This window comes from Paenibacillus roseus (assembly GCF_016424485.1).
Classification (GTDB): domain Bacteria; phylum Bacillota; class Bacilli; order Paenibacillales; family Paenibacillaceae; genus Paenibacillus_D; species Paenibacillus_D roseus.
Window position 1 is genome coordinate 61,382 of the sequence record NZ_JAELUP010000037.1, and the last position, 24,697, is coordinate 86,078.

Consider the following 24,697-nt stretch of genomic DNA (forward strand, 5'->3'; position numbering starts at 1 on the left):
TTTGTCCATATACTATTACTATTACTTTTAGCCGCGGAGGGATACTATGAAACTCGCATCCTCTCAAGCTTCACCTTTTAAAATAGCCTCATCTGAACCAAACGTCAATGGTCATCTGATGAAGCGTATCCGTTTGCTCCTCAAGTCTGTAACTGCCGGCCAACGTATTGCTGTCGTGTGCATTGGAACCGACCGCTCTACAGGTGATGCCCTTGGTCCGCTTGTAGGCACTGCACTTACGCGCCATCCGAATAAACCCTTCGATGTTTATGGTACGCTGGAATCTCCAGTCCATGCCATGAATTTGGAGGAAACGATGGCCGCAATCAAAGCCACACCTGATCCGCCTTTTATTATTGGCATTGATGCATGTCTCGGTCAGGTAGCCAGTGTAGGAAGCATTCAGGTAGGTGAAGGACCTGTTCGACCTGGAGCCGGAGTGAATAAACAACTTCCCCCTGTCGGTGATATGCATATTACAGGAATCGTGAACGTTGGCGGCTTTATGGAGTATTTTGTCCTGCAAAATACCCGGTTGCATCTTGTCATGCAATTGTCCGAAATTATTTCCTTCAGCCTGTTTCATGCCATCCTCTCCGAGAGCACAAGCAGCCTTTCCGCACTCGACGGATAAGGCCGCATATCAAATCTTATTTGCCTGTTGCTTCAGACAACAAGTCTGTGCCTGGGTCTTGACGATTAACCTTGCTGCAATGCCAAACCTACAGCCTTCCTCTCTTCAGGCGAAAGCGGGTAGGCTGATTCCCCCTGTTTGAGCGGCTTCGCATACACATAAGTTTCATCCCTTCCGTGAATGCCGCTAATGATGACACCATCCTGCTTGTCATTCATAATAGCGAGCGAGAAGCTTAAGTCGCTGCCCTGGTCCGAGAATGCGTTATACCGATGTATTCCGACTCTCCCCTTAACCTGGGCCAATGATTCCTTCATAAGCTGCAATTGCTCAACCTGCAATTGCAGCTTGTTTTGCTGCAACTGATCATTATGCTGCAACTGCTCGATCAACTGTTCCAGATTATCGATCCCTGTGTCCGCCATCATTTTCTTATAACGCCTGCGCATTTTTCCAAACCGGATACTGAGCACCATCAGCCACACAAACAACAAAAGCATGAACGCCCCTGCTGCTGCGACAACCCAAGCCTCAACTGAGATAGATGTTGATACTTCTGACATTCTCGCTTTGCTCCCCCTACAAATTCATTTCAGCCTGATTTCGCCTCGTTCTTTCCACTCTGTACTTTTCCCTACCGATACTGGTTGACAATTTTCTTCACTGCTGCCGCGAACGCCTCCACCTCATCATTCGTCGTAAAGCAGCCCACACTTGCTCTCACTGCGCCTGTGCCCTGTGTTCCGGCTTGAATATGGGCCAGCGGCGTACAGTGATATCCCGTGCGCACGGCAATATTATAATGCTGATCCAGAATAAAACCCATCTCTGAGGAGTCCACCCCCTCAACGACGAAAGCCACAATTCCAGTCCGTGGTTCCCCCAAGTCTGGTCCAAGCAGCTTAAGGCCGGAAATCGGCTGCAGTTTCTCCATCAATTGCTGTGTCAATGTCCATTCCTTAGTATGGATGTTTTGAACCGTCTCATTCAGCACATATTCCACACCTGCCTGAAGTCCAGCAAGCCCCGCGGTGTTCTGCGTTCCGGATTCATATCGGTCCGGCCGTACAAGCGGCTGCTCGATCGCTTCTGATTGACTCCCTGTCCCGCCGTGGATAAAAGGCTCAAGCTCCAGGTCAGGATGAATGTAAAGACCACCCGTCCCCTGAGGCCCTAGAAGCCCTTTGTGCCCGGGGAAAGCCAGCATGTCTATTCCAAGCAGTCCCACGTCTATATCAACCACTCCAGCGCTCTGAGCGGCATCTACAAGCAGTTTCACGCCATGCTTTCTGGCTATTTCCCCGACCTCTGCAACGGGCAGTATGCTGCCCAGCAGATTCGAACTATGATTCATCACGATTAATGTCGTTGAAGAGATGATTGCAGCTTCCACCTGTTTGGGGTCAAGCCGCCCGGCAGCATCCGTTTCTACATAGCTGACTTGAATACCGGCTGTTCTTTTCAGATACTCCAGCGGACGTCGGACAGAATTATGTTCCACAGATGTTGCAATGACATGATCGCCCGGTTTCAAAAAACCTTTGATCGCTTGGTTTAAGGCCCCTGTTGTGTTGAGGGCAAAAGATATATCATTTGGATTTCCGATATGGAATAGCTTCGCCATTTTTTTTCGTGTATTGAACAATATCCGGCTCGCCCTGACCGCCATCGCATGACTACCCCGCCCCGGGTTGGCTGCGTCATATAGAAGTGCATGCTGTACTGCCTCAATAACTTGCGGGGGTTTGGGCCACGACGTAGCCGCATGATCCAGGTAAATCACTTTATTCTCCTGTTGTCTATCCATCTCTACCCTACACCTCCGTAAACCTTCGTCCCTCTTATTCTTCACACACTCTCCGGGCTATAACCAAACGCAAGCGGCCACACTTAGAAACCAATGTGTCGTCTCACCCTCAAAAAAATAAGCACACCTTGGCTTGTCCCCTATCGAGAAGTTCAGCACATGGCATGCTATTACGCAGCTATTTATTACTCTTCACCATTCCACATCAAACCGGCAGAAACGGCTTATAGATACAAGCGTAACCAGCTCCGCCGTTGTAGTGACTTATACATCGCCCCTCAACGCGCCAGACGCTGCGTCTCTTAATTATGCCATGCGCTCAAGCAGCTCCAACAGCCGTTCCAAATCTTGTTTATTATAATACAACAACTCAATCCGTCCCCGGTCTTTTTGCTGTTTCACTTTAACCGTCGTTTTGAATCGTTCCCTTAAAGATTCCTCGATATGCTCAATATAAGGGTCTTTCTTTTTGTTTTTCGCCTTTACTTTCTGCGTTTCCTTATTCGGCTGATCGAGTTTCTGAATTGCTTCCTCAAGCTCTCGAACACTCCATTCATGTTCGACAATTTGGCTAGCCAACTCTTTGCGAACATCCTCTTCCTTTACCCCGACAAGCGCACGAGCATGTCCCATAGAAATTGTTCCACGTGAAACATCTTCCTTAATTTCTTGTGGCAAAGTCAGCAAACGAAGGAAATTCGCGATATGGGAACGGGATTTGCCCACCTTCAGAGAAAGCTCTTCTTGAGTTAGTCCAAATTTTTCCATAATTGCTTGATACGCAATTGCTATTTCGATAGCATTCAAGTCTTCCCTTTGCAGGTTCTCAATTAATGCGATCTCCATAACTTGCTGGTCAGAAAAGGAACGAACAACCGCCGGGATTGTCTTCGAACCGATAAGACTCGATGCCCTGAAACGTCTCTCCCCTGCAATGATCTCATAACCTTTTAGTACACTGCGTACAATAATCGGCTGAATCACACCGTGCTGTTTGATCGATTCTGCGAGTTCTTTAATGGAATCATCATCGAACGTTTTTCGAGGCTGATACGGGTTCGGCCGGAGCTGATTTAGTGCAACTTCAATCACTTTATCATCATCGCTTACAGACAAGGATGGGATCAGCGCATCCAACCCTCTACCTAGTCGCTTGCTCATATGTGATCACTTCCTTTGCCAATTCAAGATAAACCTCAGCACCCTTCGATCTTGGATCATACGTTATAATAGATTGACCGTGCGATGGAGCCTCACTCAAACGGACATTTCGAGGAATAATAGTTTGATAAACTTTTTGTTGGAAATATTTCTTAACCTCTTCTATGACCTGTATGCCAAGATTCGTCCGGGCATCAAACATTGTCAGCAGCACACCTTCTATTTGCAAATTCGTGTTCAGGTGCTTCTGGACAAGACGAACGGTGTTGAGCAGTTGACTCAACCCTTCCAGCGCGTAATACTCACACTGAATCGGAATAATGACCGAGTCAGCGGCGGTTAATGAATTAATTGTCAAAATACCGAGTGAGGGCGGGCAGTCAATCAATATATAATCAAACATATCCTTGACCTGATGAATGGCCTTCTTCAGTCTGAACTCACGAGATATGGTCGGTACCAGTTCAATCTCTGCTCCGGCAAGTTGGATTGTCGCTGGTATCATGGTGAGTCCTGGGATATTGGTTTCAGCCATCGCCTCTTGTGGATGAACCTCATTAATGAGCACATCATAAATACAATTTTCCACATCAGCCTTATTGATGCCAATCCCGCTAGTTGTATTGCCTTGCGGATCAATGTCTATAAGTAGTACTCTTTTCCCTAACGAAGCCAATGAAGCGCCTAAATTAACAGAAGTTGTTGTTTTGCCAACTCCGCCCTTCTGGTTCGTAATTGCTATTATTTTGGACAAACCAGTTCACCTCAATATTATAAAAACTAGCATTCAAGCACACAAAAGATGATAGCCGCCCCTGCCCAAGGACGGCGTCTATACTTGACCAAGCTACTTTTCTTATTTTAACGCTTTGGAATACGAATAACAATTTCATAATGATCATCATTGTCTTTTTCATCTGTCTTGATCTTCAAGCCCGACCCCGATACCATTTCAATCGAGTGCCGGATTGTGTTGACAGCTAGCCGGACATCCTTGGAGAATGAGACCCGTTTGGACTTTTTAATTTTGGAAGATTCTTTATAAAAGGCAACCCGCGCCTCGGTTTGTTTGACATTCAGCTCTTTGGTCACTATATCCTCCAAAACCTTTTGCTGGAGCTCATCGGTATCCAGAGAAAGCAATGCACGGGCATGACGCTCTGTAATCTTCCGCTCAATCAAGGCGCTCTTGACAGGCTCGCTCAAATTCAGCAAACGAATCTTGTTGGCGATCGTAGATTGGCTTTTGCCCAGCCGCTGGGCCAAGCTCTCTTGCGTCAAATTATGCAGATCAATCAGCTTTTGGTAGGCAACTGCTTCTTCAATAGCAGTCAGTCCCTCACGTTGCAAATTTTCAATCAGAGCAATAGATGCCGCTTGGGAATCATTGAAATCACGAACAATACCAGGAATTGTTTCCAAGCCCAGCTTTTTGACAGCACGAAACCTACGCTCCCCCGCAATGATTTCGTACCTTTGGTTTCTCATCCGGACGACGATTGGCTGAATAACTCCATGAGTTTTGATGGTCTGAAGAAGCTCATCAATTCTTTCATCATCAAAAATCGTTCGTGGCTGGTACGGACTAGGATCGATGTCTCCAATTGGAAGCTGCTTTACTTCATCCTGAGCAACCTTTTCCCCGAGCCCGAACAAACGCGAGAATTGTTCTTTCATACTTTTGTTAACCACCCAATTTCTAATATACGGCTATTTGTGATAGCCATTCCCCTGAACCTTGGAACTTGCCCAGTCATCCATCGACAATTAGCAAAAATAAACACAAACAGCAGTTCGTATCTCTTGAAGCCGTCCACTCCAAGTCGCAGCCGGTATTAATGCATCGAGCAACAATTTATTCTTCATTACCAACATGTGAAAACGATTTTTGCCGTCATGAACGGGCACAACTTCGTTTCACGCAGAAATAGAAGCCTTATAGCTGAACGAATGAAGGTCGAGCGGGACCTGCGTGTGAAAGGTTCTTCTCCGGCTATCCCACCTCTGTTTCTTCCGTTCAACTTATTATACAAGAAAAAAACTTATAAAGCCTTATAGTTTAACAAAATCTCCATAGCCCATCTAGGTGGAATATAAGGCGGCATCCTAAACATATACCTAACTTAATTCTTGATATCATTGCATCATGGCACCTTGGAGCTAATTACACTTTTGTAATATAAATTATGAACTGACTTTAATATTTCGCCAAGTCATTCTTGTTTTCCTGCTTGAAACCTGGGCAAAAAATAAAAAATCAGTTGATGTTTCACGTGAAACATCAACTGATTCGCAAAGAATTTTATACCTGTTATACAATCGGCTCTTTGATCGGTGTTCCTGCTTTTCGTGGGTACTTTTTCGGAGTTGGCTCCAGCTTCTTGATCATTACAATATGTCTCTCGGACTGCTCGAATGGCAGTGCCATATTGAAAACAGCTTCCACCTGTCCACGAAGCTCCTTCAAGCTTTTAACCGATTCGTCCACCTCATCCTGTGGGGAGGCTCCCTTCATCGAAGCAAAATACCCGCCCTTCTTAGTGAAGGGCAAGCATAGCTCGTTCAAAGAAGCCAATCTGGCAACAGCTCTGGCTGTCACCAGATCATACTTATCACGATGATCAGCCTGCCTGGCCACATCCTCCGCCCTGCCATGAATACAGGAAACCTCCGTCAATCCAAGCTGTTCAACAACATGTTTCAAAAACAAAATTCGCTTGTTAAGTGAATCCACAATCGTAACTTTCAAATGAGGAAAAGCAATCTTGATTGGAAGACTCGGAAACCCTGCTCCTGATCCAATATCCGCGATGGACTTCACCTGATTGAAATCTTTGAAAAAAGTGAGAGAAAGTGAATCATAAAAATGCTTTTCATAAACAGCTTCTTCTTCTGTGATGCCCGTGAGGTTCATCTTCTCATTCCACTCAACCAGCAGTTTAAAATAAATATGAAATTGTTCGTTCTGCCGTTCGGATAGTTGAATCCCCCGCTCCGAGAGCATCTCTGCAAACCATTGAATCCTCATCATTTACCCCCGTGCCGCAACTACACGGTTATAATGCTCCAGATAAACAAGCAAAATCGAAATATCGGCTGGAGTAACCCCGGCAATTCTGGAGGCTTGACCGATGGACAACGGCCGAATATCTGACAGTTTTTGCTTCGCTTCGGACGCAATTCCATTGACATCCATATAGTCAATATCTGATGGGATACGTTTCTTCTCCATCTTTGCCAAGCGCTCTACTTGAAGCAGTTGCTTTTCTATATAACCGGCATATTTGACCTGAATCTCGACCTGCTCCTTCATTTCTTCCGTCAGTTCGGCTGGTACATCAATGAATGGTTCCAAGTGTGCGTACGCAACCTCTGGACGGCGAAGCAGGGAGAGTGCATCTGTAGAATGCTGAAGCGGCGATGACCCAAGATTAGCGAGCATTTGCTGGGCCTCTCCGTCAGCTTTGACCTTCGTCTCCTTCAAACGTTCGATTTCACGCTCGACCAATTGCTTTTTCGCCAAAAAACGGACATACCGCTCCTCACTAATCAGACCAATCTCATAGCCTGTCGGCGTTAATCTCAAGTCCGCATTATCATGACGAAGCAGCAATCTATATTCAGCACGAGAAGTCAAAAGACGATATGGATCATTCGTCCCTTTTGTTACCAGATCATCAATCATAACTCCAATATAACCTTGGGAACGCGATACAATGACCGGCTCTTTGCCGAGTACTTTGCAGGCAGCATTGATTCCGGCAATAATTCCCTGCCCCGCGGCTTCTTCATAGCCGGAGGTTCCGTTAATTTGTCCCGCTGTAAAAAGTCCCGGCACAAGCTTCGTCTCCAGCGTCGGCCAGAGCTGTGTCGGTACAACCGCATCATACTCAATTGCATAGCCGGTCCGCATCATCTCTACTTTTTCCAGCCCGGGGATTGAGCGAAGAATAGAGAGCTGAACATCCTCTGGCATGCTTGTAGACAGACCCTGAACATAATATTCAGACGTATTTCTACCCTCAGGCTCCAGGAAAATCTGATGCTTCGGCTTATCTGCAAAGCGCACAACCTTGTCTTCAATCGACGGACAATAGCGCGGTCCTGTCCCCTCGATTGCACCGGAGAACAGCGGCGAACGGTGAATATTATCATTAATGACACGCAGCGTCTCTTCTGATGTATAGGTCAGCCAGCAAGGAAGCTGCTCATTCTCCGAATATTGCGTTTCATAAGAGAAGAACTTCGGGTTCTCATCCCCAGGCTGGATTTCCGTCTGGCCAAAATCAATCGAATCCTTGTGCACTCTTGGTGGCGTTCCCGTCTTGAAGCGCGCAAGCTGGAAACCGAGTTGGCGCAGACTCTCCGACAGCTTCACGGAAGGCTGCTGATTATTTGGTCCGCTGTCATACATCAGCTCACCCATAATAATTTTGCCGCGTAAATAAGTGCCTGTTGTCAGCACGACAGTCTTGGCACGGTAGATGGCCTGGCTCTTAGTAATGACACCAATGACGACGCCATCCTCCACAATCAGTTCCTCTACCAGTCCTTGCCGAAGTGTTAATTTGTCCGTTTCTTCAATCGTCTGCTTCATTGTGTGCTGATAAAGAAACTTGTCAGCCTGCGCGCGCAACGCATGCACCGCTGGCCCTTTTCCAGTGTTCAGCATCCGCATTTGGATAAACGTCTTATCGATATTACGGCCCATTTCTCCGCCCAATGCATCAATTTCACGAACGACATGCCCTTTTGCAGGACCGCCAATCGATGGATTGCAAGGCATAAAAGCTACCATGTCCAAGTTGATCGTCAGCAGCAGTGTTTCACAGCCCATCCGGGCCGCGGCCAGTGCAGCTTCACAGCCTGCATGGCCTGCCCCAATTACGATTACGTCATATTGACCGGCTTCATAACTCATGTTCTACTCTCCCTCACTTTCACAGATTGCTTAGTTCCCCTATTGCTTGCGCACTAGAGCAACTGAAATTTAATTATTTTCCGAGACAGAATTGAGAAAAAATCTGATCAATCAGCGAATCTCCCGCTGAATCGCCGATAATCTCTCCAAGCTGCTCCCATGCGCTCCGTACATCAATCTGTATAATATCAATTGGAATTCCCGAATTTGTCGCTTCTATCGCATCAAATAACGACTGCTTCGACTGCTTGAGCAACGCAATATGTCTGGCATTGCTCACATACGTCATATCAGCCGTCTCAAGCAAGCCGCTGAAGAATAGCGAAGATATGGCAGATTCCAAGCTGTCCAGCCCTTGCTCTGCCAGAACAGACATTTTCACAATGGCCTCCGGACGATAAAGCTGCCCCAACCGATCAATTTCCAACCGGTTCTCCAAATCCGTCTTATTCACAATTACAATCACCTGACGGCCTTTTAACAGCTCCATCAGCTCCAGCTCATCCTGGTTCAGCCGTTCGTGATTATTCAACACTAGTAGAATCAAATCGGCATCGTTCAACGCATTGCGCGATCGTTCGACACCTAACTGCTCAACAAGATCCGTCGTTTCCCGTATGCCTGCCGTATCCAGCAACTTGAGCGGAATCCCCCCAACCGTGACGAACTCTTCAATGACATCTCGGGTCGTTCCGGGAATATCCGTTACAATCGCTTTATTATCCTGGGCGAGCGCATTCAGCAAGGAAGACTTGCCCACATTCGGACGGCCAACGATTGCAGTCGTTATGCCTTCTCTCAATATCTTACCTTCATCGGCTGTTTTTAACAGTCTATCCAACTGGCTGATAACTTTAATACATTGCTCTCTAATATAACTGCTTGTCATCTCCTCGACATCATGCTCGGGGTAATCAATATTCACCTCGATATGCGCCAGCAGCTCAATGACTTCCCCTCTTAGCGTCCTGATTTGCCTGGACAACTTGCCATCCACCTGTTTGAGGGCAATGGAGAACGCCCGATCCGACTTGGAGCGAATCAGATCCATTACGGCTTCTGCCTGCGCGAGGTCAATACGCCCGTTCAGGAAGGCGCGCTTCGTAAACTCTCCCGGCTCCGCGGCCCGCACATCCTGCTGTTGCAGAACAAGGTCGAGCACCTTTTTCACCGAAACATATCCGCCGTGCGTACTGATTTCAGCTACATCTTCCGCCGTAAACGAGCGCGGCCCTCTCATCACGGTCAAGAGAACTTCCTCTATTACTTCGCCCGTACGTGGGTCTGCAATGTTGCCGTAATGTACAGTATGGGAGGCTGCCGCCCGAATGTCCGTCCTGGACCTGAATATTGCATGCGCGGCATCAACCGCCTGCGGTCCGCTAATCCTGATTACTGCAATGCCGCCTTCTCCGACAGCTGTGGATATGGCGGCAATCGTATCCTGTATCATCTGTTGTTTGCACCTCTATTTTGAAAGTACAGTGATCCTCCCTGTTCCAAGCCGCAAGATGCGCTCCTTCCCCTGCCGCTTCCTTTAATTCATTGTGCGTTTCCATGCACACAGGGAGTGTAAGAACAACTATTCGCTTGTGCCTGCAACCTCTTGCTTATCTTGGGGCTCACTTACTAATATTTCTTCATCGGTAATCTTACCTGAATACCTATTCCATTTTAACACTTTATAGCAGCCTTGACGCCTGCCGCTGGCTGAAAAATTTTTACATCGTTTTACAGCTGCGACAATCACTAATTATCCGAATCACTATTGATTAAGGCCTAAAAATTGAAAAGAGCAATGCCTCATCGGAGCCATTGCCTTAAAATAACATCTATGATTTCACAGAGATGACCACACGTCTGTATGGCTCATCCCCTTTACTGAAAGTTCTCACTTTGCTGTGATTTTGCAGCTTCGCGTGAATAACCTTGCGCTCTGCCGGCGACATCGGTTCGAGCACTACCTCTTTGTGCGTCCGAATGACCCGCGCGGCCAAGCGTTCAGCTAACTCTTCCAGTGTCTTGCGCCTGCGTTCGCGAAAATTCTCTGCATCAAGCACGATGCGCTGATGGCTGTCGGAATAACGATTAGCCACAATGTTAGCCAGATATTGCAATGCATCGAGTGTTTGGCCACGGCGTCCAATCAGCATACCCAGATCTTCTCCGCCAGCTAGCTCATAGACCCAGCCATCCCGGGTCTGTCGCCGCTCAATTGTAACCGACAATCCCATTGTCCGGGCAACGTTCTGAAAGAATTTCTCCGTTTCTTCCGCAGCATCGGGAATAAGTTCCAATTCCACTTTCGCTTCCTTGGCTCCGATTAATCCGAATAAACCTTTCGTGGGATGTTCCAATACCGTAATGCGAACACGCTCTTCTGACACTTGCCATTGTGCTAATCCTTTTTGAACAGCATCGTTCATCGTTTTTCCTGATGCAATGATTTTCTTCATTTCGCAGGAACCTCCTTGCCCTTATCAGAGGAGCGTACATACAGGAAGTAGTTTTGTACAATCGTATAAATGTTGCTGTAAATCCAGTACAGCGGCAACGCTGCCGGAAAGTTGAGCGCCATGACGAAAATCAGCACAGGGAAAATAAGCAAAATCGCCTGCATCGGATTGTTCGGCTGCTGCGGCATCATCTTCGACTGGATAAATGTCGTAATTGCAGCGATAATCGGCAATACGTAATACGGGTCTTTCGCGCCAAGCTCCAACCACAGGAATGTATGACTCCGGATATCCGGATTCATGTAAATCGCGTTGTATAGCGCGATGAAGATTGGCATCTGGATCAATAAAGGAAGACAGCCGGCCAGCGGATTAACCTGATGCTGCTGGAACAGCTTCATCGTCTCTTCCTGCTGCTTTTGCGGGTTGTCCTTATACTTTTCCTTGATCTTCTTCATCTCAGGCTGCAACGCTTGCATTGCTTTGGAACTGCGGTACTGCTTCAACGTCAATGGCAGAATCGCCGTTCTGACGATAATGGTAAGGAGCAGAATGGATAATCCATAGGAGCCGCCAAACCAGTTGGCAAAGCTGTCAAGCATGGTGGCAAAGTAGTAAACTACGTTACGCTCCCAAAAGTTGCCCTTTAGCATATCTTCTGTCGAAGTCGTGTGATCCAGAGGAACACAGCCCGAAAGCAGAACCATCAGCATGCCCAATGCGAGTACAACTAACCATTTCTTCTTTGTCAATCGGGACAACATCAAAACTCCTCTCTAAAGAGCAACACATCTAAGCTATAAAACACCTGCAACTGTAGGCTGCAAGGGCTTGTCTATCACTTGGGAACACGCACCGATTACTCGTATTCCAAGATAAACTATACCATATTATCCTAAACAAAGAAACAGCCCGTCCCCCTTGAAGCTGCCTAGTTTTTCACAGTGGCCGGCTTGGGCTGGGCTTGAAGTAATTTTGCTTTTCGGAGAAGATGCAGCACGCTTTTTTCAAGCTCTTTTGACGTCATCGACACCGACGGCATCCGTGCAATCAGGATGAAATCAATCTGAGAAACAATGTTGTCCTTGTTATGTCTCACAATCTCCTTCAACACCCTGCGCATCCGGTTCCGTACGACCGCATTGCCTAGCTTTTTGCTGACGGATACTCCCATTCGGAAGTGTTCCACCTCAGGCTTGCGGGACCAGTAAATGACGAGCTGGCTGTTCGCGAACGATCTTCCTCCTCTGTAAATACGGTTGAAATCCTGCCTCTTTCGCAGACGAAGCTTTCTATGCACGGGCTTTCAACACCAGCCCTTCCTGACTTCTACATGAACTAAGGTTAAGCGCAAGGCTGCAACCCGATTTGGACAGCAAAACCAACGACTCAAACCTCATTATTGCCTTTTATTTTGAAAAAAAGACCACCCTATTGTGGTCTTCATCCAATTATGCACTCAATACTTTTCTGCCCTTCTGGCGGCGTGCACTCAACACTTTGCGTCCGTTCTTCGTGCTCATCCGCTTGCGGAAGCCATGCACTTTTTTACGTTTGCTTACATTTGGTCTAAAAGTCGGTCTCATCTCTTCGCACCTCCTTACAAAGGAATCGTTCGGACATGTCCATCTATGCTTTACAATCCCTTGAACTCTCAAGCGTAAACGGCCCCGTCTCTCAAGAAAGACGAAAGCAACGCTTCACGTGATATGAAGTTTGCACACCCGTCATAACAAGCATACTTACCCCGTACCCTGAAAAAACGCCTTTTTTAATTAAACCACGCCAATGTGCAAAAGTCAACTGTGTCCCCGCCTGGGAACTGTCAATTGGAGCTGTGCCCAAGCAAGAGCGATTTTTGTTGTGGATAATTGTAAAAAGTCACGAAAAATGTCCACAACCGAAAAAGCAGGCGAAAAATTAGTAACATGTGGACATTTTTTTCTTGCATTCACGGTTTTCTGTCAAATTTGCACAAGATATAAACAATATCTAGTGTTGTACATAACATTTATACACAACCTATTGAATATGTGGATAAAATCGCGTAATTCATTGAAATCAAGGGCTTATTTTGCTATGATAGATTTGTTTTCTGTGTGGATGACTGAAAGGGTGAACATAAGTTATTAACAGCCTGTGGATAATATTGTGAACAATTTTCATCTTCCTTTGATAACTATTCATACAGCATTCTTAATATTGTGGATATTTTCTACGTTTTTTCTGTTTTTTCGACACTTCCTCGACATTGGCGCCGCCAAACTGGAGTCGGAAACACTTGGATAAGGAGTGACAGTCTGTGGATAGCCATACCCAAGAAATATGGCAACAAGTGTTGTCTATTATCCAAACCAAATTGAGCAAGCCCAGCTATGATACCTGGTTCAAGGCGACCAAAGCTTCTTTTCTGAAAGAAGACCTGCTCGTAATTACAGCGCCAACAACCTTCGCAGCCGAATGGCTCGAAAGCAAGTATACCAAGCTGGTCCGCACCACTCTATTTGAATATTTGGGTAGACAAATCGACATTAAATTTGCAATTGAAGAGAATAAACCCCCGGAACCCGCAGCGCCTTACCCGTCAATCGCTCCAGCGGCAACGGTTGTCCAAGAGGAAACCTTCTCTCATATGCTGAATCCCAAGTACACCTTTGACACCTTCGTTATCGGTGCGAACAACCGGTTTGCGCATGCAGCCTCGCTGGCTGTAGCGGAATCACCGGCCAAAGCCTATAACCCGCTATTTTTATATGGGGGCGTTGGACTCGGCAAAACACATTTGATGCATGCAATCGGCCATTATATTTTGGAGCATAACCCGAGCACCCGGGTCCTTTATATATCCTCCGAGAAGTTCACAAATGAATTCATTAATGCCATTCGGGACAACCGCGGAGAGAGTTTCCGCATGAAATACAGGAATATCGACATTCTTCTTATTGATGATATTCAGTTCCTGGCCGGTAAAGAACAGACCCAAGAGGAATTTTTCCATACCTTTAACGCCCTTCATGAAGAACGAAAGCAAATTATTATTTCCAGTGACCGGCCTCCCAAGGAGATTCCGACATTGGAAGAGCGGCTTCGCTCCCGTTTTGAATGGGGCTTGATTACCGACATCCAGCCTCCGGACCTGGAGACCCGGATCGCGATTTTACGCAAGAAGGCCAAGGCGGAGAACCTGGATATTCCGAATGAAGCGATGGTTTATATAGCCAACCAGATCGATACGAACATCCGTGAGCTTGAGGGTGCACTTATTCGCGTTGTTGCTTACTCTTCACTCATCAACGAAGATATTTCCTCGCATCTGGCTGCTGAAGCACTAAAGGACATTATCCCTTCCAGCAGGCCGAAAATGATTACAATTCAGGATATTCAGCAGAAGGTCGGAGAATTTTACGGACTGAAGCTTGAGGATTTTAAGGCCCGCAAACGGACCAAAGCAGTGGCATTCCCGCGGCAGATCGCGATGTATATCGCACGCGAGTTGACGGATTATTCACTGCCGAAGATCGGAGAAGCCTTTGGCGGGCGCGACCATACGACAGTCATCCATGCCCATGAGAAGATAACGCAGCAGCTTAAAACGGATTCGGAATTATATAAGATTGTGAACAACCTGATGGACAAAGTAAAAAATCATACGTGAACAACAAGCAAGCCTGTACACATTGTATACACATGTGGATAAGCTTGCTTGATCGCCTTTTAGGCCTGTTATCCACATATCCAGCGCCCCTACTACGACTACTAACAAAATAATGTTAAAATAACTTAATATACAGGCTTTCAAGCATAAACGGCTTTGCCGTCCTTTTGACGGACAAAACACGGCGATGGCGATATGATTTTACCCTAGGAGTGAAATTATGAAATTAATGATTTTAAAGGACCAACTGAACGATGCGATTCAGCAAGTATCCAAAGCAGCCTCTTCAAGACCGGCGATTCCGATACTTGGCGGTATCAAGATTGATGTTACGCATCATGGCATCACCTTAACTGCAAGCGATACCGATATTTCCATCCAAAGCTTCATTGAGACGGAATCAGACAAGCAGGTTAATGCGAGAGTCGACAAACCGGGCAGTGTTGTGCTTCCAGCCAAATTTATTGTGGAAATCGTGAAGAAGCTTCCCGCTGATGAAGTAGAAATCGAGGTCGGGGATAACTTTCAAACTAAAATTCGCAGCGGATCTTCCGATATCCAGATGGTTGGTCTTGATCCGGAGGAATTTCCCGTGCTTCCGTCCATTGAAGAGAATGAAAGCTTCTCCGTTCCGGGTGATCTGCTGAAATCAATGATTCGTCAGACCAGCTTTGCAGCCTCAACCAGCGAACAGACACCGATTTTGACAGGCGTGTTATGGAATTTGGCGGAAGAGCAGTTCAAATTTGTTGCTACAGACCGTCACCGACTGGCGAGCCGCAGCTCCCATGTCGAGACAAGTTCCGGTCATCGCTTTTCCAATATCGTGATTTCCAGCAAGACTCTGGTTGAGCTGTCGAAGGTTGTACCGGACAATCAATCTCTTGTGGATATCGTCGTAACGGATAATCAGGTGCTGTTCAAGCTTGGCCATGTGCTGTTTTATTCCAGGCTGCTAGAGGGTATATACCCGGATACTTCCAAGATTATTCCGCAAGTGTTCAAAACAGAACTTGTTTTGGATACTAAAAAACTGACAGATGCTATCGACCGTGCTTATTTGATGTCGCGCGAGGAAAAAACAAACATTGTCCGCCTGATTACGCTGGATAATGGCATGATTGAGATTTCTTCCAGCTCTGCCGAGCTTGGCCGTGTTACCGAGCATCTGGACGCTGCAGAATTTAACGGTGACCCGCTCCGCGTAGCTTTCAACTCCAAATATATGCTTGACTGCCTGAAAGTTATCGACAGCGAGAAGATTTTTATCGGCTTCAACGGCGCTATGAGCCCGATCATTATCAGACCGACCGACCATGCGCACAGCCTGCATATCATTTTGCCGTACCGGACAACGGGCTAAGGAAGGATACAAGCTATGACTGAGGTGAAAATTTCTACGGAGTACATTACGCTGGGGCAATTTCTGAAGCTGGCCGATTGCATCGATTCAGGCGGACAGGCGAAATTTTTTCTGATGGAAACAAAGGTTCATATCAACGGGGAGCCTGATAACCGCCGCGGCCGCAAGCTCTATAAGGGAGACCGCCTCGAGGTGGAGGGGCACGGTTTTTTTATCGTTGCCGAGCGTTAACTCAGACGCAACTTTCTCGCAGGAGGGTTCCCACATTGTTTTTAAAACAAATCACATTGCAAAATTACCGGAACTATGAGCGGATTGAATTGAATACGGACAGTCAAGTCAACTTGTTTGTAGGAGAGAACGCCCAGGGCAAAACTAATTTGCTGGAGGCTGTGTTTGTGCTGGCGCTGACCAAGTCTCACCGGACCAACAAGGATAAGGAACTGATCGGCTGGGAGGGCGCTCATGCCCATATTCATGGCGAGGTCGAGAAGAAGTACGGGACGGTCAAGCTTGACCTCTCGTTTTCCAGTCAAGGCAAGAAGGCCAAGGTCAATGGACTGGAGCAGCGCAAGCTGAGCGCTTTTATCGGATCGCTGAATGTAGTCATGTTCGCTCCGGAGGATCTGGAGATCGTCAAAGGCGCGCCGGGCATCCGCAGGCGGTTTCTCGATATGGAGATCGGCCAGGTACAGCCCGGCTATTTGCATACGCTTCAGCAATACGGCAAGGTGCTGGCGCAGCGCAATAATTACTTGAAGTCTTCAGGGCCCGGATCAGCCCAGCAGCCGCTGCTGGACGTGTGGAATATGCAACTAGCAGAATTTGGTGTTAAAATTATTAAAAAAAGGCAAAGCTTTATTCATAAACTGTTGCGCTGGGCCAAGAGCATTCATAGCGGGATTACCGCTGGCAAAGAGGAACTGGACATCAAGTATCGTCCCTCTCTGGATATCGATCTGGAACAAGATCAATCTGTTTTATTCGAGCAATTTATGATAAAGTTAACACAGGTGAAAGATCAGGAGCTGCGCAGAGGTGTAACCTTAATCGGACCGCATAGGGACGATTTGACCTTTTATATAAACGGGAAAGAAGCGCAAGTATACGGCTCTCAGGGGCAGCAGCGCACAACGGCGCTGTCGCTTAAATTAGCTGAAATTGAGCTGATACATGAGGAAATCGGGGAGTATCCCTTGCTGCTTTTGGATGATGTGCTGTCGGAGCTTGATCAGAATCGGCAGACTCAGCTGATCGAGACGTTCCAGACGAAGGTCCAGACCTTCATCACGACAACTGGACTTGAGAGCGTCAATTTAAGCAAGCTTAAGGATGCGCGTGTCTATCAGGTGAGCAAAGGACAGGTTGCAAGCGCAGGACGACCGTCGATGACGGAGTAAGCAGCGTTTTTCAAATGGAATACAGGCTGGTATGTGATACTTTCTCTGTATTTTCATACCAAAGGGGTGAACGGTGATGTATATCCATTTAGGCGGAGAGAAGATTATTCGGGCCATGGAGCTGGTGGCCATATTTGATATTTCTATCGAGCAGTCATCCAAGCTGTCCAAGCAGTTCGTAGCCGGCGCAATGAAGCGCAAGGATGTCGAAGTCATTGGCGAAGAAGAATCCAAATCCATTGTGATTACGAAGCAAAAGGTATATTATTCTCCGATTTCATCCTCCACTTTGAAAAAACGGGCCCATAGCTTTGCGGCAAACTAATGCCTAGAACTTCGCAGCAATCAGTAGCAAGCAGTTGAGAGGAGCAGTGAAAGAGGTATGTCTTTAAATCAGCATACGTATGATGAGAATCAGATACAGGTTCTTGAAGGATTGGAGGCCGTTCGCAAAAGGCCTGGGATGTACATCGGCTCTACCAGCGGCAAAGGTCTGCACCATCTCGTGTGGGAAGTTGTGGACAACAGCATTGATGAGGCGCTGGCCGGTTATTGTACGCGGATACAGGTCATTATCCATGAGGATAACAGCATTACGGTTATTGACAACGGGCGCGGAATTCCTGTCGGCGAGAACGCGAAGCTGAAGAAGTCCACGCTTGAGGTCGTTATGACGGTCCTCCATGCCGGTGGTAAATTCGGAGGCGAGGGCTATAAAGTATCGGGCGGTCTTCACGGTGTAGGGGTATCGGTCGTGAATGCGTTGTCCGAGCATGTTACGGTGCAAGTTAAGCGTGATGGCAAAATCCATCAGCAGGAATATAAGCGGGGAACGCCTCAGTATGATATCAAGGTGGTCGGCGAGACGACAGAGACTGGGACCACTACCCGATTCAAGCCTGACCCGGAGATTTTTACGGATACAACGATTTATGAATATGAGACGCTTCAATCCCGTATTCGAGAACTGTCGTTTTTGAACAAAGGCATAGAGATTTCTTTGCTGGATGAGCGGACAGGGGCCAACAATACGTTTCGATATGACGGCGGAATTATTGAGTTTGTCTCCTACCTGAACCGCAACCGCGAAGCGCTGCATGAGCAGCCGATCTATGTGGAGGGCGCCAAGGATCATATTCAGGTTGAGATTGCGCTGCAATATAACGATAGCTACACGGAGAATATTTATTCCTTTGCCAACAACATCAATACGCATGAGGGCGGTACGCATGAATCCGGCTTCAAGAGCGCTTTGACGCGAATTATCAATGATTATGCCCGTAAGACCGGGACGATCAAGGACAGCAACTCCAATCTATCCGGTGATGATGTGCGAGAGGGATTAACGGCGATTATTTCTGTGAAAATCCCCGAGCCGCAATTCGAAGGGCAGACGAAGACAAAGCTAAGCAACAGCGAGGTCCGCGGAATCGTGGAATCGTTCTTCGCAGAGAAGCTCCAGGAATTCCTGGATGAGAATCCTGCTGTGTCCAAGAAGATTCTGGAGAAAGGCCTGCAGGCTGCCCGCGCGCGTGAAGCAGCACGCAAGGCGCGCGAGCTGACCCGCCGCAAGAGTGCGCTTGAGGTCAGTTCATTGCCTGGGAAATTAGCGGACTGTTCTTCCAAGGATGCGTCCATCAGTGAGGTTTATATCGTTGAGGGCGACTCCGCCGGCGGATCGGCCAAACAGGGCCGCGACCGCCATTTCCAGGCGATTTTGCCGCTTCGCGGTAAAATTTTGAACGTAGAGAAGGCGCGTCTGGACCGGATTTTGGGCAATATGGAGATTCGGGCTATTATTACGGCGCTTGGTACGGGAATCGGCGACGACTTTGATATCGCTAAAGCCAGATACCACAAGATCATCATTATGACCGATGCCGATGTTGACGGCGCCCATATCCGGACGCTGTTGCTTACCTTCTTCTACCGCTACATGCGGAAAATTATAGAGGCTGGCTTTATCTATATTGCACAGCCGCCGCTGTTCAAGATTGAGCGCAACAAAGTCGTACGCTATGCGCAATCCGAGCGCGAGCGTGATGAGATTATCTCGGAATTCGGCGAAGGCGCAAAAATTAACGTTCAGCGCTACAAAGGTTTGGGTGAGATGAACGCGTCCCAATTGTGGGAGACGACGATGGACCCTGAGAGCCGTACGATGCTTCAGGTGACAATCGAAGACGCGATTGAAGCCGATGTTGTGTTTGACACGCTTATGGGCGATAATGTTGAACCGCGCCGTGATTTCATTCAGACGTACGCGAAGACCGTTAAAAATTTGGATATCTAAAGCCAATAAGCAGAAGCAGCCTTTCCCGGGAGTGGGAGGGCTGCTTTTTTTGAACTAAAATTTTATAAGCAACTAAGTTCTCTTGCCCTTGAGACGGCCGTAAGCCACCGCATACCGATACACTTTCTGAAAGACGCTCCGGTCCTTCAGCTTTCGGAATATATAAGGGTCCGGCTTCGTATTGACCTCCAAAATCCACGGATTCAGCTTCGAATCCACTGCAACATCAATCCCGATTTCCTTGATCCTCGGATAGGTGCTTTGCATATGCTGCGCTACCTGAATCCCCATTTTGCGGAGCATGCTCATATAATTTTGCTGTTGGGACCCATTCATATGGGTGGACATTAATTTCTCGAACGGAAGCGGAGTGCCACCGCTATGATAATTGGTGACGATCTTTTTCGGGTACGCCAGTCGGCCGATAATACCGGTGGTTTCCCATTTACCCTTGGGACTTAGCTGCACCATAACCCGAAAGTCAAAGCGGCGATTCGCATGTTTCAGCAGTTGAATGCCCTTTTGAACCAAAAAGAGGCGGCGCCCGGTTGTTCTCTTCACATGGGAGTAAAGCGAATCGAGATTAGCGAAGACGCGGATCTTTGTTCCAGTTTGGTATTTAAAGCCTCTTTTTACTTTTTCCACCCGAATAACGCCGTTGCCGAAGGTTCCCCTGTTAGGCTTCACATAGACCATGCCGTAGCGGCCCAGCATTTCGCCCAGGCTAGCTTTGCTTAGCTTGGCGGTCTCGGGTATTAAGCGATGAAAAGCGGTATTGCGCAAGAGAACTTTCGTTTTATCCCATTTGCTTGTAATGCGCTGGATGGTCAATTTCTTCCTTCCACCTTTCGCCAAATGAAAATAAGTTCAACGATTTTTACACACAGGGAGGTGAATGAATGATATAATGAAATTTGGCAAGCTGCTTGCTTGACAAGCGGATTACAGCGGGCCTTTGAAAGGGTCTTATACCCTGATTTTATAGTATGAAGCCTGGACCAATGTGGGTAACGGCAGTTGCCTAGCAAGGCGAAAGGTTTAATTGTGCTGGGTTTGTGAAAGTAATATAATAACAATAGTGCAGTTTTTAGATATGTCAGGAGGTAAAGCATGGCGGAAGAGCAAAGTTCCCAGACACGAGACCGTGATATAGGCGTCGAGATGCGAGAATCGTTCATGGATTATGCCATGAGCATTATCGTCAGCCGCGCGCTGCCCGACGTAAGAGACGGGCTTAAGCCGGTTCACCGCCGCATTCTGTATGCGATGTCGGAGTTGGGGATGTCCCCGGACAAGCCATACAAGAAATCCGCCAGAATCGTAGGCGAAGTCATCGGTAAATATCACCCCCACGGTGATTCCGCTGTTTATGAATCTATGGTTCGGATGGCGCAGGATTTCTCGCTGCGTTACATGTTGGTAGACGGGCACGGAAACTTTGGTTCGGTAGATGGCGATATGGCTGCAGCGATGCGTTATACCGAGGCGCGCTTATCCAAGATTGCCATGGAGATGCTGCGGGACATCAATAAGGACACAATTGACTTTGTCCCTAACTACGACGGGGAAGAGCAAGAGCCTGTCGTATTGCCTGCCAGATATCCGAATTTGCTTGTGAACGGCATATCCGGTATTGCAGTCGGGATGGCTACCAATATTCCTCCCCACAATCTTGTGGAGATTATTGACGGTACACAGGCGCTTATCGACAATCCGGATATTACGGCGATTGAGCTGATGGAATATATTCAAGGCCCGGACTTCCCGACGGCTGGAATTGTTATGGGACGGGAAGGCATTCGCCAGGCATACATGACTGGACGCGGCTCGGTGACGATGCGTTCCAGGACTAATATCGAAGAGAACGGCGGCAAGGCCCGGATTATCGTGACGGAGCTTCCATACCAGGTGAACAAGGCAAGACTGGTAGAAAAGATTGCGGAACTCGTCAGAGAGAAGAAGATTGATGGCATCACCGATCTTCGCGATGAGTCAGATCGTACAGGAATGCGGGTTGTTATCGAACTCAGACGCGATGTCAATCCGAATATCGTGTTGAACAACCTGTTCAAGCATACGCAGATGCAGTCCAATTTCGGTATCAATATGATTGCTTTGGTAAATGGTGAGCCGAAGATACTCAACCTGAAGGATGCTCTATATCACTACTTGCAGCATCAGATCGAGGTTATTCGCAGACGTACGGAATTCGAGCTCAGGAAGGCTCGTGCCCGGGCGCATATTCTGGAAGGCTTGCGTATTGCGCTGGATCATCTGGATGAAGTTATTGCCTTGATTCGTGCCTCGCAGACGGCGGATGAAGCGCGTGAAGGACTCATTGAGCGCTTTGCCCTTAGCTCCGAGCAGGCCCAAGCCATTCTTGACATGCGTTTGCAGCGTCTGACAGGACTCGAGCGTGACAAGATTGAAGCCGAGTATGCGGAGCTGCTCCGCAAGATTGCAGAGTATGAAGCGATTCTGGCTGATGAGCGTCTTGTATTGCAAATTATCAGCGATGAGCTGAATGAAGTGAAAGAGCGCTTTGGTGATGAGCGCCGTACCGAGATTGCGGCCGGGGAGAATGAAATTCTCGATGAGGACCTCATTCCTCAAGAGGATGTTATTATCTCCATCACGCATAGCGGCTACATCAAGCGCTTGCCGGTAACGACGTACCGCAGCCAGAAACGCGGCGGCCGCGGGGTAGTTGGTATGGACACGAAGGATGATGATTTTGTCGAGCATCTCTTTGTCTCCAACACCCACCAATTCCTGCTCTTCTTCACCAATAAAGGGAAGGTATATCGGCTGAAGGCGTACGAGATTCCGGATTTGAGCCGGACTGCTCGCGGAACGCCAATCATTAATCTGATTCAGATTGAGCAGGGGGAGACCATTAATGCGGTTATTCCCGTACAGTCGTTTGAAGACGATCAGTACCTCTTCTTTGCTACCCGGCAGGGGATTGTCAAGAAGACGCCGCTTGAGGATTACTCAAATATCCGTAAGGTCGGCCTGATTGCCATTTCTTTACGTGAGGATGACGATCTGATCAGCGTGAAGCTGACGGACGGCAAGCAGGAAATTATTATGGGTACGGCACAAGGAATGTCCATTCGCTATTCGGAATCCGATGTTCGCCCAATGGGCAGATCGGCTACCGGGGTGAAAGGAATCCAATTGGATGAGGGCGACATCGTAATCGATATGGATGTGGTATCACCGGAGAATGATGTATTGATCGTAACCTCCAAGGGCTACGGCAAGCGTACTCCGATTCTCGAATACCGCAGCCAGACTCGCGGCGGCAAAGGGATCAAAACCTTGAACGTAACCGATCGCAATGGTCCGATTGTCGGATTGAAGGTCGTGAATAACGAGGAAGATCTGATGATCATGACCTCATCGGGAACGCTTATTCGTACAAGCATGGCGGGTATTTCGACCATGGGTCGAAATACGCAAGGTGTCAAGCTGATTAATATCCGCGATGAAGATGCTGTGGCTACCGTTTCACGTGTAGACCGCAATGAAGAGTCGGAAGTCAGTGAAAGCGCTGAGTTGGAATCAGAAGAGAATAGCAATGAAACACCGTCCGGGGAATAAGGGGCGGTGTTTCCCATTACTAGCGCTAGCTGGAGGCAGCACAAGATAAGCATGGGGTTGTAGGTATACTTTCATATATACGCACATAATGAATCGTGCAGGGAGGAAACATTGCATGCCAACGGTCTTGCTCAACCAGGTTAAAGCAGGCGACAAGCTGACTCGGGATGTCCAAACCAAGCTTGGTGGTACACTGTTTTATAAAGGGAAAGTCCTTATGTCAAGAGAAATCGAGATCCTTCAGGCATTTATGGTTCAATCGGTGGTTGTTGAAACAAAAGAAGGATCTGAGGAGCATCAGTCTGCTCCACCTGCTTCATCCGCCAAAGAGGAGCATGCATCCGAGCCTGCTGCCCCGGCAACGGCCTTTGAACAGGAATATTTTAATACGGTGAATCTTTTGAAAAAGGTGCATCGTCAATATTCCCCGGGCCAAGTGTTTCCAATCCTTGAAATTAGGAAGCAGCTTGAACTGCTGATTGGTCATATTGATGAGTACAGTGTACTGACATTTATCCCTGACGTGACCGACACCTATGATTATATGTTTCATAACAGCGTGCTCTCCGCTCTAACCTCCTATTTGCTGGCCCGGTGGGGCGGGTTCAAGCAACGGGACTGGATACCTGCAGCGCTCTCAGGACTGTTCCATGATATCGGAAATCTGAAGGTGGATCGTGAGTTGCTGATCAAGCCAGGGACTCTAACGGCTTCCGAGCTTGAGGAGATTAGACAGCATACTGTGCTCGGCTACCAGCTTCTGAAGCCCGTGCCGGCTATTAACGAAGGGGTTAAGCTTGCTTCTCTGCAGCATCATGAGCGGGTAGACGGCAGCGGCTATCCGTTGGGCATGGGAGGGGATCAGATTCACCCGTATGCCAAGATTGTAGCCATTGCCGATACTTTCCATGCGATGACCTTGAAGCGCGCTTACCGTATACCTATGTCCCCGTATTTAGTGCTGGAGGAAATTCAGAAGGAATCGTTTGGTAAATTGGACCCTGCCTTGGTACGCATTTTCATAGAGAAGGTGACGCGTTTCCATAACGGGACTGTAGTGCGGCTTAATGATGACCGGGTAGGTGAGATCGTATTCTCGGATCGTAATCATCTGACAAGGCCATGGGTATCGGTTAACGGAACGATCGTTAATTTGACCACAGAGAGACAGCTGTATATCAAAGAAATTGTTAAACTATAAGATTTATATTTCTGCTTGACTCTCAGATTGAAACTGTGATATATTATTCCTTGCCGCTTTCAAGGCGGGGATCATGCATCACAGTTTTTTGTTCATTATGATAGAGGAAACTACTATAGGAAGCTTTGAAAAGAGTTGAAAAAAAGTACTTGCCAAGACATGGGCAACTGTGATATATTATAAAAGTCGCCGCTGAGACA

General features: G+C 47.6%; 22 protein-coding genes. 9 read left to right on the top strand and 13 right to left on the bottom strand.

The features are described 5' to 3' along the window. Positions 1-46: 46 nt before the first annotated feature. Positions 47-634 (top strand): spore protease YyaC, encoded by a 588-nt coding sequence (yyaC, locus tag JFN88_RS10265; protein WP_199019231.1) that lies wholly within the window; start codon positions 47-49, stop codon positions 632-634. Positions 635-699: 65 nt separating this feature from the next. Here the strand turns inward: yyaC and JFN88_RS10270 are convergent, their stop codons facing one another. From JFN88_RS10270 to rpmH, 12 genes are all read right to left on the bottom strand, one after another. Beyond that, entirely contained in the window at positions 700-1,197 is a 498-nt protein-coding gene (locus tag JFN88_RS10270; RefSeq protein ID WP_199019232.1) for a DUF4446 family protein, read from the bottom strand. Between the two features lie 71 nt (positions 1,198-1,268). Continuing rightward, positions 1,269-2,441, bottom strand: a complete 1,173-nt coding sequence (locus JFN88_RS10275; RefSeq protein ID WP_199019233.1) for an aminotransferase class V-fold PLP-dependent enzyme — start codon at positions 2,439-2,441, stop codon at positions 1,269-1,271. A gap of 306 nt (positions 2,442-2,747) precedes the next feature. After that, positions 2,748-3,602 carry a ParB/RepB/Spo0J family partition protein gene (locus JFN88_RS10280; protein WP_199019234.1) on the bottom strand — a complete coding sequence of 285 codons (855 nt, stop codon included), beginning with the start codon at positions 3,600-3,602 and terminating at the stop codon, positions 2,748-2,750. Then, positions 3,583-4,356, bottom strand: coding sequence for a ParA family protein (locus JFN88_RS10285; protein WP_199019235.1), 774 nt, complete (start codon positions 4,354-4,356; stop codon positions 3,583-3,585). The genes JFN88_RS10280 and JFN88_RS10285 overlap by 20 nt, the downstream gene beginning before the upstream one ends. A gap of 107 nt (positions 4,357-4,463) precedes the next feature. Next, a complete protein-coding gene (gene noc, locus JFN88_RS10290; protein WP_199019236.1) occupies positions 4,464-5,279 on the bottom strand; it encodes a nucleoid occlusion protein in 816 nt (271 codons plus the stop codon). Between the two features lie 634 nt (positions 5,280-5,913). Continuing rightward, positions 5,914-6,630 (bottom strand): 16S rRNA (guanine(527)-N(7))-methyltransferase RsmG, encoded by a 717-nt coding sequence (gene rsmG, locus JFN88_RS10295; RefSeq protein ID WP_379166550.1) that lies wholly within the window; start codon positions 6,628-6,630, stop codon positions 5,914-5,916. Between the two features lie 3 nt (positions 6,631-6,633). After that, the gene (gene mnmG, locus JFN88_RS10300; protein ID WP_199019238.1) at positions 6,634-8,523 is read right to left on the bottom strand and encodes a tRNA uridine-5-carboxymethylaminomethyl(34) synthesis enzyme MnmG; all 1,890 of its coding nucleotides are present in this window, start codon (positions 8,521-8,523) and stop codon (positions 6,634-6,636) included. A 73-nt stretch (positions 8,524-8,596) separates the two neighbouring features. Further along, positions 8,597-9,976 carry a tRNA uridine-5-carboxymethylaminomethyl(34) synthesis GTPase MnmE gene (gene mnmE / locus JFN88_RS10305; protein WP_199019239.1) on the bottom strand — a complete coding sequence of 460 codons (1,380 nt, stop codon included), beginning with the start codon at positions 9,974-9,976 and terminating at the stop codon, positions 8,597-8,599. 379 nt (positions 9,977-10,355) lie between these two features. Beyond that, the gene (gene jag, locus JFN88_RS10310; protein WP_199019240.1) at positions 10,356-10,979 is read right to left on the bottom strand and encodes an RNA-binding cell elongation regulator Jag/EloR; all 624 of its coding nucleotides are present in this window, start codon (positions 10,977-10,979) and stop codon (positions 10,356-10,358) included. Further along, positions 10,976-11,743, bottom strand: coding sequence for a YidC/Oxa1 family membrane protein insertase (locus JFN88_RS10315; protein WP_199019241.1), 768 nt, complete (start codon positions 11,741-11,743; stop codon positions 10,976-10,978). Before JFN88_RS10315 ends, jag begins: the two co-directional genes overlap by 4 nt. 167 nt (positions 11,744-11,910) lie before the next feature. Further along, positions 11,911-12,279, bottom strand: a complete 369-nt coding sequence (gene rnpA / locus JFN88_RS10320; protein WP_199019242.1) for a ribonuclease P protein component — start codon at positions 12,277-12,279, stop codon at positions 11,911-11,913. 151 nt (positions 12,280-12,430) lie between these two features. Then, positions 12,431-12,565, bottom strand: coding sequence for a 50S ribosomal protein L34 (rpmH, locus tag JFN88_RS10325; protein WP_028563561.1), 135 nt, complete (start codon positions 12,563-12,565; stop codon positions 12,431-12,433). Between the two features lie 716 nt (positions 12,566-13,281). On the opposite strand from rpmH, the gene dnaA reads away from it, so the two are divergent. From dnaA to gyrB, 6 genes are all read left to right on the top strand, one after another. Further along, on the top strand, positions 13,282-14,634 hold the full coding sequence (gene dnaA / locus JFN88_RS10330) for a chromosomal replication initiator protein DnaA (RefSeq protein WP_199019243.1): 1,353 nt from the start codon (positions 13,282-13,284) through the stop codon (positions 14,632-14,634). A gap of 220 nt (positions 14,635-14,854) precedes the next feature. Beyond that, positions 14,855-15,997 (top strand): DNA polymerase III subunit beta, encoded by a 1,143-nt coding sequence (dnaN, locus tag JFN88_RS10335; RefSeq protein ID WP_199019244.1) that lies wholly within the window; start codon positions 14,855-14,857, stop codon positions 15,995-15,997. 15 nt (positions 15,998-16,012) lie between these two features. Then, a complete protein-coding gene (yaaA, locus tag JFN88_RS10340; RefSeq protein WP_199019245.1) occupies positions 16,013-16,228 on the top strand; it encodes a S4 domain-containing protein YaaA in 216 nt (71 codons plus the stop codon). Positions 16,229-16,263: 35 nt separating this feature from the next. After that, the gene (gene recF, locus JFN88_RS10345; RefSeq protein ID WP_199019246.1) at positions 16,264-17,397 is read left to right on the top strand and encodes a DNA replication/repair protein RecF; all 1,134 of its coding nucleotides are present in this window, start codon (positions 16,264-16,266) and stop codon (positions 17,395-17,397) included. Positions 17,398-17,473: 76 nt separating this feature from the next. After that, the gene (gene remB / locus JFN88_RS10350; RefSeq protein WP_199019247.1) at positions 17,474-17,722 is read left to right on the top strand and encodes an extracellular matrix regulator RemB; all 249 of its coding nucleotides are present in this window, start codon (positions 17,474-17,476) and stop codon (positions 17,720-17,722) included. 57 nt (positions 17,723-17,779) lie between these two features. Continuing rightward, entirely contained in the window at positions 17,780-19,690 is a 1,911-nt protein-coding gene (gene gyrB / locus JFN88_RS10355) for a DNA topoisomerase (ATP-hydrolyzing) subunit B (RefSeq protein WP_199019248.1), read from the top strand. A gap of 72 nt (positions 19,691-19,762) precedes the next feature. Here gyrB and JFN88_RS10360 read toward each other — a convergent pair whose 3' ends face one another. After that, a complete protein-coding gene (locus tag JFN88_RS10360; RefSeq protein WP_199019249.1) occupies positions 19,763-20,521 on the bottom strand; it encodes a YheC/YheD family protein in 759 nt (252 codons plus the stop codon). Positions 20,522-20,800: 279 nt separating this feature from the next. Here JFN88_RS10360 and gyrA point away from each other — a divergent pair, with 279 nt between their 5' ends. Together gyrA and JFN88_RS10370 are read left to right on the top strand one after the other, a co-directional pair. Continuing rightward, positions 20,801-23,296, top strand: coding sequence for a DNA gyrase subunit A (gyrA, locus tag JFN88_RS10365; RefSeq protein WP_199019250.1), 2,496 nt, complete (start codon positions 20,801-20,803; stop codon positions 23,294-23,296). A 115-nt stretch (positions 23,297-23,411) separates the two neighbouring features. Beyond that, positions 23,412-24,497, top strand: a complete 1,086-nt coding sequence (locus JFN88_RS10370) for an HD-GYP domain-containing protein (RefSeq protein ID WP_199019251.1) — start codon at positions 23,412-23,414, stop codon at positions 24,495-24,497. Positions 24,498-24,697 lie beyond the last annotated feature (200 nt).